General features: G+C 53.1%; 12 protein-coding genes. 1 reads left to right on the forward strand and 11 read right to left on the reverse strand.

The genetic code is table 11. The annotated features are described in order from the left end of the window. Nucleotides 1-29: 29 nt before the first annotated feature. The 9 genes from polA to F556_RS0129540 form a co-directional block, all read right to left on the reverse strand. Complete coding sequence (gene polA / locus F556_RS0129500) at nucleotides 30-2,690, reverse strand: DNA polymerase I (protein WP_020620606.1); 2,661 nt, start codon at nucleotides 2,688-2,690, stop codon at nucleotides 30-32. Between the two features lie 140 nt (nucleotides 2,691-2,830). Then, nucleotides 2,831-4,024: an EAL domain-containing protein gene (locus F556_RS36755; protein WP_083938194.1), complete on the reverse strand. Its 1,194-nt coding sequence runs from the start codon at nucleotides 4,022-4,024 to the stop codon at nucleotides 2,831-2,833. 79 nt (nucleotides 4,025-4,103) lie between these two features. Next, nucleotides 4,104-4,265, reverse strand: a complete 162-nt coding sequence (locus tag F556_RS38175; protein ID WP_020620608.1) for a hypothetical protein — start codon at nucleotides 4,263-4,265, stop codon at nucleotides 4,104-4,106. 344 nt (nucleotides 4,266-4,609) lie between these two features. Next, nucleotides 4,610-5,269 carry a phosphate signaling complex protein PhoU gene (gene phoU, locus F556_RS0129515; protein ID WP_026297570.1) on the reverse strand — a complete coding sequence of 220 codons (660 nt, stop codon included), beginning with the start codon at nucleotides 5,267-5,269 and terminating at the stop codon, nucleotides 4,610-4,612. Between the two features lie 43 nt (nucleotides 5,270-5,312). Beyond that, a complete protein-coding gene (gene pstB, locus F556_RS0129520) occupies nucleotides 5,313-6,068 on the reverse strand; it encodes a phosphate ABC transporter ATP-binding protein PstB (RefSeq protein WP_020620610.1) in 756 nt (251 codons plus the stop codon). Between the two features lie 13 nt (nucleotides 6,069-6,081). Then, entirely contained in the window at nucleotides 6,082-6,840 is a 759-nt protein-coding gene (gene pstB, locus F556_RS0129525; RefSeq protein WP_020620611.1) for a phosphate ABC transporter ATP-binding protein PstB, read from the reverse strand. Between the two features lie 24 nt (nucleotides 6,841-6,864). Next, nucleotides 6,865-7,752: a phosphate ABC transporter permease PstA gene (gene pstA / locus F556_RS0129530; protein WP_020620612.1), complete on the reverse strand. Its 888-nt coding sequence runs from the start codon at nucleotides 7,750-7,752 to the stop codon at nucleotides 6,865-6,867. Beyond that, a complete protein-coding gene (pstC, locus tag F556_RS0129535) occupies nucleotides 7,749-8,663 on the reverse strand; it encodes a phosphate ABC transporter permease subunit PstC (RefSeq protein WP_020620613.1) in 915 nt (304 codons plus the stop codon). The genes pstA and pstC overlap by 4 nt, the downstream gene beginning before the upstream one ends. Nucleotides 8,664-8,748: 85 nt before the next feature. Next, nucleotides 8,749-9,723 carry a phosphate ABC transporter substrate-binding protein gene (locus F556_RS0129540; protein ID WP_020620614.1) on the reverse strand — a complete coding sequence of 325 codons (975 nt, stop codon included), beginning with the start codon at nucleotides 9,721-9,723 and terminating at the stop codon, nucleotides 8,749-8,751. A 189-nt stretch (nucleotides 9,724-9,912) separates the two neighbouring features. Between F556_RS0129540 and F556_RS36760 the strand changes: the two genes are divergently transcribed. Then, nucleotides 9,913-10,782 (forward strand): LysR family transcriptional regulator, encoded by an 870-nt coding sequence (locus tag F556_RS36760; protein ID WP_020620615.1) that lies wholly within the window; start codon nucleotides 9,913-9,915, stop codon nucleotides 10,780-10,782. 596 nt (nucleotides 10,783-11,378) lie between these two features. On the opposite strand, the gene F556_RS0129550 is transcribed toward F556_RS36760, so the two are convergent. Together F556_RS0129550 and F556_RS35605 are read right to left on the reverse strand one after the other, a co-directional pair. After that, a complete protein-coding gene (locus F556_RS0129550; protein ID WP_020620616.1) occupies nucleotides 11,379-11,627 on the reverse strand; it encodes a hypothetical protein in 249 nt (82 codons plus the stop codon). 82 nt (nucleotides 11,628-11,709) lie between these two features. Then, nucleotides 11,710-12,568, reverse strand: an 859-nt coding sequence (locus F556_RS35605; protein WP_020620617.1) for a reverse transcriptase domain-containing protein, incomplete at its 5' end; no start/stop codon positions are given.

The following is a 12,568-nucleotide window of genomic DNA, read 5'->3' on the forward strand; positions in this document are numbered from 1 at the left end:
CCTCTATTCCCATTATAACCGAGACGACCTTATTTCGTCTCATACCAATTGGCACCGTAGCTCACATCCGCACGAAGCGGAACATCCAGCTCGATCGCCGATTCCATCACCTCAGGCACCAGCGTTTGCATCGTCTCCAGCTCGTCCTGCGGCACTTCAAAAACCAATTCATCATGCACCTGCAGCAGCATCCGGCTGCGCAGCTTGCGTGCGCTCAGCTCTTCATCCATTCGGACCATGGCCAGCTTGATAATATCCGCCGCTGTTCCTTGAATCGGCGTATTCATCGCTGTGCGCTCCGCGAACGAACGGACATTGAAGTTGGACGCTTTGATCTCCGGGAGGTAGCGCCGCCGTTCCAACAATGTAGTCACGTATCCGTCATCACGGGCTTGCTTCACGATGTTATCCATATAAGCTCTAACGCCCTGGAAGGCATCGAAATACTGGTCGATGAACCGCGCTGCATCCTTACGCGTAATGTTCAGGTTCTGGGACAGTCCAAAATCACTGATACCATAGACAATGCCGAAATTGACGGCCTTGGCTTGGCGACGCATATTGCCGTCCACCTGATCTTCACTAACGCCGAACACATCCATCGCCGTCTTCGTATGAATATCCATATTGTGAATGAACGCTTCCTTCAGTCCTGGATCTCCTGAAATATGGGCCAATACCCGCAGCTCAATCTGCGAGTAGTCCGCCGCCAGAATCGACCAGCCCGCTTCCGAGGGCACGAAGGCCTTGCGGATTTTGCGGCCTTCCTCCAGACGGATTGGAATGTTCTGAAGGTTAGGAAACTGACTGCTCAGACGGCCTGTCGCCGCAATCGTCTGCCGGAAATACGTATGCACCTTGCCGGTGTCCTGGCGGATCTCCTTCAGCAAGCCTTCGATATACGTCGATTGCAGCTTGGTCAGCTGGCGATAATGCAGAATCGATGGGATGATCCCATGATACGGCTCCAGCTTTTCCAGTACGTCCGCATCGGTCGAGTACCCCGTCTTGGTCTTCTTCACAACGGGCAGTCCCAGCTTCTCGAAGAGGATCTCTCCGAGCTGGCGGGTGGAGCCGATATTGAACTCTGTGCCCGCATGCGCATAGACGTCTTGCATAGCGGTGGCAATCCGGCTCTCGATCTCTGAGCCCAGCTTGTTCAGCTCTTCTGATTGCACCGTAATGCCCTGCTTCTCCATTCCCGCCAGAATGGACGACAGCGGCAGCTCCAGCTCATAGTACAGCTTGTGCATACCACTCTTCTCCAGCTCTTCCTGCTGAATGGCATGCAGCGCCTGGAGGGCGTACGCCTTGCTGGCAAGATGCGGATACAAGACTTCTTGCCCTGGCACCTTGAACTTGGCTCCCTTGCCGTACACATCTTCGTCTGCTGCCACAATTGGCAGCTGATGCCGATGGGTCAGGCCATTTAGCGTGTGGTTGGGATCGGTTGGATCCAGGAGGTACGCTGCCAGCTGCACATCGAAGCTGATGCCGCGCAGTTCAAGCCCTTGCCAGCTCAGTGCGAGCTGGGATTTGTGCATATCATATCCCCGCTTCTCCTGCTTGGGGTCTGCCAGCCAATCCCGGATTGGCCCTGCCGCTTCGCTCGCCAACACCTCGGCGGAGACCACATGCACTTGCTCTCCCATTGCAAAAGCCAGAGCCAGCAGCTCCGCGTGATGCGGATTCTCGCCGACCGCCTCTACGAGCAAGCTCTGCACCTCGCTTAGTTTGTCAGCCAGTGCTTCCAGCTCTTCGGCACCTGAGACAGTTACCACGTCCAGCTCGGGCTGCTCGCCTGCAGCCTCATCGACCGTCGCTGCGCCAGAAGGAAGATCCAGACGCTCCAATAGCGAACGGAACTCAAGTTTACGAAACGCTCCCGCTAGCACAGCCCCATCATACCCGTCATATTTCATTCCTTCGGGTCCGTGCTCCAGCGGAACCTCGCGATAAATTGTTGCCAGCTCCTTGCTCTTGCGCGCATCGTCCTGGTGGTTCTCCACCCGCTCCTTCAGCTTGCCCTTGAGGGAATCACTTGCCTCCAGTACCGCTTCCACGGAGCCATGCTCATGCAGCAGCTTAAGCGCGGTCTTCTCGCCAACGCCCGGGATGCCGGGAATATTATCTGACGTATCACCCATCAGACCTTTCAGATCAATGATCTGCAGCGGCTCCAGACCATAGCGCTCCTTGATTGCTGCGGGATCATAGCGCTCCACCTCGCTCACACCCTTGCGGGTCAAGGCGACGGTTACTTGGTCGGAGGCCAGCTGCAGCATATCCTTGTCTCCGCTCACAACAAGCGTTTCAATGCCTTGCTCATCCGCCATCCGGGTCAGGGTGCCGATGATATCATCGGCCTCAAAGCCGTCAAGCTCGAAGCGCGCCACGCCAAAGGCAGTGAGCAAATCCTTGAGCAGCGGGAATTGGCTCGATAGCTCGGATGGGGTTTTCTCGCGACCCGCTTTGTATTCCGCAAAGCCTTCATGGCGGAACGTCATTTTTCCCGCGTCGAAGGCCACCATAATATGGGTCGGCTTTTCTTCCTCAAGCAGCTTCAGCAGAATGGTCGTAAAGCCAAATACCGCATTCGTATGCTGTCCCGCCGCATTCGTTAGAGGGGGCAGCGCATAAAACGCCCGGTAGGCGATGCTGTTGCCATCTATCAACATCCATTTATCCATCAAGGCACCTCACTCATCAACGTATCTACATCTATCATATCACAAAAAAAACAAGCTTTCCCACTCCGCAGCCCCTGGCTCCTGTTGGGAAAACTTGTGCTGGCACCCACTCCATCATGTTCGGAGGAAATTCCGGGGAATCAACCTCCGATGATTCCGCGTGCCGGTCTGCCGAGCAGGTAGCCTTGTCCATAATCCACCCCCATGGCTTGGAGCTTGGACAGCTCCTCTGGCAGTTCAATGCCTTCGGCAATGACCTGTATTCCCATCTTGCGGGCAAAGGTCAAAAACGTCTCGAGGATATGCTCTTTGATTTCGTCCCGGTGAATTTGGCTAATTAACGAACGGTCGACCTTGATGTAGTCCGGCTGCAGCTCTACGATCGATTGCAGTGACGAGTAGCCGGCCCCTGCATCATCAATCGCAATCTGATAGCCTTGGGAGCGATAATGGGACAACACCTTCTTGGCCGTCTCAAAATCCTCGATGGAGCTGCGTTCTGTCACCTCGAACACGATCTGTCTTGGGGTAAGACCCTGCTGGTGCAGCAGGCTTAACGTCTGACCGGGTGTAAAATGGGGGTCATGCATAATATTTGCGGAGATATTAATGAACATTTTCTGATGTGCTCCCAGCCCGCTGCTGCCCGAGATGGCTTTTTCGCGTGCCAATCGGTCCAGACTGTAGACGGCGCCTTCGCGCTCCGCAAAAGAAAATAACGCCAAGGGGCCGGCAAACCACCGATCATCTTCGCACCGGGATAAGGCCTCAAAGCCGAAGATGTCGCCGCCCATCTTGTAAATCGGCTGGTAGACGGGATACAAAAGGCCGTCATGCAGGATGCGCTGGAGGGCTCGCCGTCGCATACTCCGTTCCACACTGTCCCGGGCCTGGCCTTCAATGACCGCTTGTTTGGCTGCCCGGTACCAATGCTCATTGTCCCCAAGTGTCTCCATGTCGTAGGGTGGAGATATGCCTGCATGGAGCGTCCAGTTGGCAGTTATGGCAGTGGGCACTTCTGCGAGGTAACCAGCCTCCAACGTGAGCTGCAGCCCGCGTATTTCCTGAAACCATTCTTCCGGCTCGACAGTTCCTTTGATCGGTATAGACAAGTACAGGTCGTCCACCACCCAACGTCTGTCCTTCACTTCAGCGCCCAGTGGGTCCTCATGCAGCCTGCGTTCGATATACGACTGCCACCCTGCGATAAAGGAAGGCTCGGGCTTGCTGGCCGCACTGTCCGTTCCATGCCAGGACAAATAGACAATGCCATAATGGGAAGGGGCCCTTCCGTCATTAGCGGACCTAGATGTTGTCGCTTGACGATGCATCATCTGACTTCCTCTCTAAGCTGCGGAGTTGTGATCGTCTCTGCGACACATATGCTTCCCGGCAGCTTCTTCGCTTGCTTCTTCAGTCGAGCGTCAAGGGCTGAGACTTCTGTAGCCGGGTGGCGACATCGCCTGCTTCGTCCAGCTGCACATACAGCAAGACAAGCTGCCCGCGTTGCGTTAGACATCCAGTGATCATATCGATCAGCATCCGATTGATAAGTCCGGTTTTTGTCTCTTCCATCCTGTATCTCCTTACGGATTAGCTGTGGGCTCAGGCGTCCATCCATTCCAAAAAACTGCCTGCCCCTGAACGGAACAAACAGTTTCACTCCAAATATTAGGGTGTTGAAAAGGTTGAAGAGGCATGGAATCGAATCTGGTCCACGCTTTCTGAAAGAAAGCGACTTCGAGAGCATCAGCTGCGAAGCGTTCGCCTGAAAGCTTTTCGCAGAAAAGCTAGCTTCGGAAGCATACGCTGTCCTCGGATTTCAACCGCTACAGCGGTTAAATAATCAATAAATCTGAGGACAACAGCGATCGGAAGATCGATCCGTGACCGTAGGTTCCTTTTTCCACCAGCCTAATCTATACGTTCAAATCCGGGCGCTTGCCAGTGACGAGATACACGACGCTCTCGCCAATGTTGGTTGCGTGGTCGGCGATCCGCTCGATGTAGCGGCCCACGAAGCTGAGCAGCACCGCTTGCGAAATCGTAACCGGATTTTCCACCATCAGCGAGAACAGCTCACGAATGATCTGGCTGTACAGGGCATCCACGCTGTCGTCGTCCCGACCGACCTTGTAAGCCAGGTCTACATTCTCGTGAATGAAAGCCTGAATCGACTCATACGTCATCGTGTTCGTAATCTCCGCCATGCGCGGCAGGTCGATGAGCGGCTTGATCAGCTCTTGTCCTTCCAGACGCAAGACCACCTTGGCCACATCTACCGCGAGGTCGCCCATACGCTCCAGGTCACTGGCAATCTTGAATGCCGAGAGAATGATCCGGAGATCCTTCGCTACCGGCTGCTGCGTCGCAATCAGCTTGGAGCCGATTTCCGTAATGCGGTCCTCGAGGTTATTCAGCTCGGGATCTTGACGGATAATCGATTTTGCTTTGACAACATCCACTTCCTGAAGTGCGATCATGGCTTCGCGCAATGCATGCTCCACCCGTCCACCGAGCTCTACGATGAGATTATGCAGCTCTTGCAAACCCAGGTCAAATTCCTTGCGAATGGTCATCATATCTTGACACCCCTCTACATTAGTAACGAAGGCCCGGCGACTAGCCGAACCGCCCGGTAATATATTCCTCTGTGCGTTTATCCGATGGATTGGAGAACAGCTGTCCCGTCTGATCCGCCTCAATAACCTCGCCGTTCAAGAAGAATACGGTCTGGTCCGATACCCGCGCCGCCTGGTGCATGTTGTGCGTCACCATCACAATCGTATACTTCTCTTTCAACTCTTGCGCCAGCTCCTCGATCTTCAGCGTAGAGATTGGATCAAGCGCCGATGTCGATTCATCCATGAGCAGCACGTCGGGATCAACCGCCAACGCTCTGGCAATACAGAGACGCTGCTGCTGACCACCCGAGAGTCCCATGGCGTTCTTGTTCAGATCATCCTTGACCTCATCCCACAGCGAAGCCCCGCGCAAGCTGCGCTCTACCACTTCATTCAACTGTTTGCGGTCCAGCTTTTGGTGCAGTCGGGGTCCGAACGCAACATTCTCGTAGATGGATTTAGGAAAAGGATTCGGCTGCTGGAATACCATGCCGACGCGCTTGCGCAGCTGCTCGACATCTGTACTCGGCGCATAGATGTTATCTCCCGAGAGCAGAATTTCGCCTTCGACACGGGTGCCCGCAATCATATCGTTCATCCGGTTCAGTGTCCGCAGAAAGGTCGATTTGCCGCAGCCCGAAGGGCCGATCAGCGCCGTGATCGATTTCTCTGGAATGGAGAAGTTTAATCCTTTGAGCGCCATAAAATCACCATAGTAGAGCTTCAAATCATTGATTTCGTATTTAGTCTGCATGCCCTCACCTCTCTTAACCGAAGCGCCCGGAAATGTAGTCGTCCGTCTGTTTCTTGGACGGGTTCGTGAACATTTTCTGCGTATCGTCGAATTCCACCAGTTCTCCCATGAAGAAAAAAGCGGTCTTGTCCGAGATCCGTGCTGCTTGATGCATGTTGTGTGTCACGATGATGATGCAATAGTCCTGCTTCAGCTCGGAGATCAATTCCTCGATCTTCGCGGTCGATACGGGATCAAGCGCGGAGGCCGGTTCATCCATCAGGATAATCTTCGGCTTTACCGCAAGTGATCTTGCGATACAGAGCCGCTGCTGCTGTCCACCAGAGAGCGAGAGGGCCGATTGATGCAATCTGTCCTTCGTCTCTTCCCACAGCGCTGCCTTGCGCAGCGAGGTTTCAACGATTTCGTTCAGCTGTTTTTTATTCTTGATGCCATGGTAACGGGGACCGAAGGCGATATTTTCATAAATGGATTTGTGGAACGGATTAGGCCGCTGCCAGACCATGCCGATCTTCTGGCGCAGCAGGACGACGTCAACCGACGGATCGTTGATATTCTTGTCCTCAATCCAGATCTCGCCCGTAATCCGAGCATCGCCGATCAAGTCGTTCATCCGGTTCAGACTGCGCAGGAACGTTGATTTGCCACAGCCGGACGGTCCAATCAGGGCGGTGACTTCCTTGGCTGCAAAATCGAGATTGATCTCCTTTACCGCTTGTTTCTTTCCATAATAGACACTTAAATCGCGTACATATAATCCGTTGTTAGGCATGACTGCCTCCTCCTCTCGGCCACCTTATTTGCTGGCTGTAAACTTGCGATGAATATAGCCGCCGATGAAGCGTGCCGTAAAGTTGAACAGCAGAACGACGATCACGAGCACGGCTGAAGCGCCAGCCGCAATTTCCGCAGCATCAGGTGCCAGGCCCTCACTGTTGATCTTCCAGATATGCACGGCCAGCGTCTCTGCCGGACGAAACGGGTTAAGCGGAGAATTCGAGCTAAATGGATTCCAGTTCGTGAAATCCAGCCGCGGCGAACTCATACCAGCGGTGAAGAGCAATGCCGCGGCTTCGCCGAATACGCGGCCGGAGGCCAGAATCGTACCGGTCAGAATGTTAGGCATGGCAATGGGCAGCATAATCGAGGTAATCGTCTTCCAGCGTGATAATCCCAGCGCCAGACTCGCTTCCTTCTGCTCCTTGGGCACGGCACGGATGGCTTGCTCCGTAATCCGGACCATCAGCGGCAGGTTGAAAACCGTAAGCGCCAGCGCACCTGCGAACAAGGAGTAACCCAATCCGAAGTAATGAACGAGTACCAAGAGACCAAACAAACCGACAACGATTGACGGGAATGACGAGAGAACCTCGACGACCAGACGAATGAAATCCGTAAACCGATTGGCTTTGGCATACTCACTCATATAAATACCTGCCCCTACTCCAAGCGGAACAGTAATAAGAAGTGTCAGGACGAGCAGGAACACCGAGTTAAACAATTGCGGTCCGATCCCCCCGCCTTCGCGGATGCTTTGCGGAACCGAGGTCAGGAAATCCCAGCTGACATGGCCGAGTCCGCGGACCAGGATATAGCCGAGCAGCCCGGCCAGGATGGCGACGATAAAGATCGCGACCGCGATGATGACAACAGTTGCGATGCGGTTAGCTAGCTTTGCACTCATATCTTGGTCCTCCTCTCCAGCCATCTCACGATAAATACGAATACGAATGTCATAAGCATCAGAATCAATGCCAGTGACCATAGCGCATTATTATGCGGTGAATTCATGACCGTGTTCCCCATACTTAGCGTAATAACACTGGTCAGCGTCGATGTCGAGTCGAACAGGGAACGCGGCAGGAACGGCGCATTACCGATAACCATCTGTACAGCAAGGGCTTCGCCAAAGGCGCGCGAGATGCCCAGGACAACACCTGTCATCAGAGCCGGGAACGTTGTCGGCAGCACAATCCGGTAAATTGTCTGCCAGCGCGTCGCACCTAGTGCGTACGAACCTTCTTTTAGACCGCCTGGGAGTGCGGAGAGCGCATCGGTAGCAATCGTCGTAATCGTTGGCAGAATCATAATGGATAGGACAATCGCACCTGCGGCCAGGCCAAGACCTTGCCCGGGGAATGTATCGCGCAGGAAGGGGACGATGATACTGAGGCCTACAAAACCGTAGACAACAGAAGGGATCCCGGCGAGCAGCTCGATAACCGGCTGCAGGTAGCGACGGCCGTACTTGGGCATAATCTCTGTCATGAAGATGGCTGCACAGAAGCCTAGTGGTGCTGCGATTAACGCCGCCATAATGGAGGTGCTGAAGGAACCGAAAATGAAGGGCAACGCCCCAAAGATCGGCGGCTTGGCATCAGGCTGCCAACGGAGGCCGCTGATGAATTCCCACACATTGACGCCCCTAAAAAAGGTCGTCAGGCCACGTGAGGCGACGAAATAAACCATGGAAAAGATGGTTACGATAAGAACGATGATACATAGCCATGTATAAATCTTACCGACCCATTCTTCGGTTAGATGCTGTTTGCTTATTTTCTCTTTGGGGTGATCCAGGGTTACCCTCTCCTTCACACGCCGATAAAGAGGCAGATTAACTCCACCTCTTCATCGGTATGAATTCCGTACAAAGTTTGTATGCCGTTTGTTGCACTCGAGCCTATTTTTGAGTGACGTTTCCTTCGACATCGCGAACGATTGTCATAGCGGAAGCCGGGATGTAGCCAAGCTCAACAACATCATTGGTTTGTACTTCGTCGGAGAGCATGAAGTCCAGGAATGCTTGAACCAATTCGCTTGGCTCGCCTTTTGTATACATGTGCTGGTAAGCCCAGATTGGATATTCGCCGTTTGTTACGTTCTCTTCGGTTGGCTCGATGCCGTCATAGCTCAGAGCAGTGATGGAATCATCCAGGTAAGACAGAGCCAGGTAACCGATCGCACCAGGCGTTTCACCAATCAGTTTTCTTACGTTACCGGAAGACTCCTCTTGGATCTGACCAGGCAGATCAGGGGAAGCTTCGCCCAGTGCATACGATTCAAACGTTTTACGAGTACCGGAGCTAGATGGACGGTTAACGATAACGATCTCTTGATCAATGCCGCCAACTTCAGACCAGTTCGTTACTTCGCCTTTGAAAATTTGAAGCAATTGAGCTTGCGTCAGATTGTCAATGCCTACTTCAGGGTTAACAACTGCAGCCATAGCGACTACTGCAATTTGGTGGTCGACCAGTTCAGCAGCTTTTGGAGCTTCGTCGTCTACGAATTTCTCTTCAGCGAAGATATCGGAGTTACCGATGTCGGATTGACCTTCAGATACTTGAGTCAGGCCAGTACCACTGCCGCCCGCTTGTACAAGTACGGTTACTTTTCCGTTCTCATCCATGAATTTATTAGCTGCTTCCTCTACCAGTGGAGCCATAGCCGACGATCCAACAGCCAGGATTTGTCCTTCAAGTTCTGCAGCAGGAGGTTCCGTCTCAGGTGTATTGTTGCCGCCAGTGTTTGTGCTGCCTTGCGAGTTGTTCGGCGTGCCATTGTTTGTACCGTTGTTTGTCGTGTTGTTACCTCCGCATGCTGCCAGGGTGATCGACAGGACCAGCGTCATAACCAACAGTAAACTCTTTTTCATTTCTTTTGTTTCCCCTTCCGTACGCTCGAATTAATTTGTTTTGCTTACAAGACCAAGTATAGAAGCCTGTCATTAAATCCATATCTTCGAATTGTTAACGCAATAACAAAATTGAATCGAAGAATTGCATAATGTACACCGCTACCATAGAATAGTTCTATAATTAACAGAGCTCAGGCGGTGAATGTGATGAACATTTTAAAATTCCGGATGCTGGTCCTGATTGAACGGTATAAAAAAGCGACCACCGTCGCTGAACAAATGGGGATGAAGCAGCCGACCATCAGCTTTCATATGAAGAAGATGGAGGAAGAGTGGGGGATTAAGTTATTCGAGTACAAGGCGGGCAAAATCATTCTGACCGAAGCCGGCCGCCTCATCCATCACTATGCCCGGCGCATCGTCGCCAGCCATGATGAAGCGTGGGCCCGCGTGCAGGAGATGAGCGGGCACGGCCGGGGCAGTCTGACGATTGGTTGCACCGATACAGTGCTGAGTGCACTGCCGAATGCGCCTTGGGTAGCCGATCTTCCGATCAAGGATAAACCGATCTACCATGTGCGCACAGCTGAACATGATGCCTTGATGGAGATGCTGAATCAGGGAAGACTGGATCTGGTACTCAGCGGCCAGGGGCCTCAGGAAAGCGGGCAATCTCAACAAGTGCTGGAGTCTCAGCTAGCTCTCGTAATCTCGGATAGTCATCCGTTGCTTCATCTGGAGGGTGACCCGGCCGGCATGCATCTGACAGCCTATCCTTATCTGAGGCTGGAGGACCGCTCCGTGAACGAAGCGGTCATGGTCTGGGAAGCCGAGCAAGGCATTTCGCTGGAAGCGCATCTGCATGCAGACCGCTGCTCCCTGCTCTTCCAGACGCTGCGGCGCGGGCAGGGCTTCACCCTCGTTCCGGCTGCTGCGATTCCCGCGGACGAGCCTGGCATTCGTCGACTGCCGTTGCCCGGTCGGGCGCCCCTATGGAGGATTCAAGTCTTCACACCCAAGCAGCACTGGAACCCGTCCCTGCTGAGCCAGACCGTGGAGCGTCTGCTACAGAGCTAACTGTAGGATGGATGAGAGATGCGCCGGACATGGCCGCAATGCACCATGAGTTGGATCGGAAGAGGAAGAATGGTGAATGGTGAATGGTGCGCTACTGCAGACAAATGACTTCGCGGCGCAGCTGTAGAGGAACAAAAGTGCGCTACTACAGGCAAATGACCTCCTGGTGCAGCAATAGAGGAACAATGGTGCGCTACTACAGGCAAATGACCTCCCGACGCAGCAATAGAGGAAGAAAGGTGCGCTACTGCAGGCAAATGACCTCCCGGCGCAGCTGTAGAGGAACAAAAGTGCGCTACTACAGGCAAATGACCTCCCGACGCAGCAATAGAGGAAGAAAGGTGCGCTACTACAGGCAAATGACCTCGCGGCGCAGCAATAGAGGAACAATGGTGCGCTACTACAGACAAATGACCTCCCGACGCAACAATAGAGGAAGAAACGTGCGCTACTACAGACAAATGACCACCCGATGCAGCAATAGAGGAACAAAGGTGCGCTACTACAGACAAATGACCTCCCAGCGCGGCTGTTCAGGAAGAAAGGTGGGTGTCGATTAGTTGGTAAAAATCGTTGAAACGGAGCGGCACTCGATTTCAAATATTAGGGAGCATTTTTTCCGCTAAGCGGTCTGTATCGCGCATGAAATCAAGATAATGGCTTCTATTTTCCGCTATTTGCTTCAATCCATCAGGTAACCAATGGTTAGTTAGCGAATAACGGAACATATGCTCCATAAAATCGGCAGAACCCCCGTTATGAAGCGAATAACGGAACATATGCGCCATATCCAAAATGAATCGACAATCTCGAAAGGTGTGTTCTAGAGTAAAGGGCTGAATCATTTCAGCCCCTCCTCATCAAACCGTACATGAGGTTTTCCCTCATACGGCTTTCCGATGTTCGTCATTCATGGGCGTGCAGATTTTACAAGAGCGTTTTGAGTCCACTTTGTTTAGCCATGAACGTGACCTCACGGATTGAGCTCATCCATCGCGAGCGTTGCCGCTTCTTCGCATACCATCTCGCAAGCCTCTGCAGAATGTACCAGTCCAGCTTCGCCATCTTCTGCTGGCTGTAGGCGGTGTAGTAATAGTTCCGCCACCCTTGTATTTTGGGATTCAGCCAGTCTACGTGTTCAAGAAATGACTTGTGTCGCATACCAGGCGGTGCCAAACGCTCCTTCACGACTTCCCGAATACGCTCTTCCGCTTTTCGAGTCAGCCATTGCTGCGTCGTGTAGTACACGTTTCCTTTCGAGGTTTCTGCTTTCGTCTTGCGATGATGCATGCCGAGAAAGTCAAAGCCTTCTTCTCCTGTCCATAGTCCGACGATGCGGGTTTTAATCGGATGCAACGTGAGCTCCAGCCGCTCCATGATCGTACGAATGAGTTCATACGCCCGGTCTGCGTCTTTCTTCGTCTTGCACACGACTACGAGGTCATCCGCGTATCGCGTCAGTTCCCCGTATCCGCCGCCGTGTCGTTCCCACAGGATGTCGAAGTAATTTAGGTAGATGTTCGCAAGCAGTGGAGAAATAACCCCTCCCTGCGGCGTACCCAAATCGGAGCGCCTTACCGTTCCTTCCTCCATTACTCCCGCTTGTAACCACTTCCGTACCAGCTTCAAGATCCGTCTGTCGCTGATTCGCATTTCCACCAACTTCATTAACTTCTCTTGATTGATGTTGTCGAAGTAGCCTTGGATGTCGACGTCGATCACCCAATTTCCTTTACGGTTGCAGGCTTTTCGGATTCGGTCCAGCGCTCCCTTCGCGCTTCGCTTC

The organism is Paenibacillus daejeonensis DSM 15491, from assembly GCF_000378385.1.
GTDB lineage: Bacteria > Bacillota > Bacilli > Paenibacillales > Paenibacillaceae > Paenibacillus_D > Paenibacillus_D daejeonensis.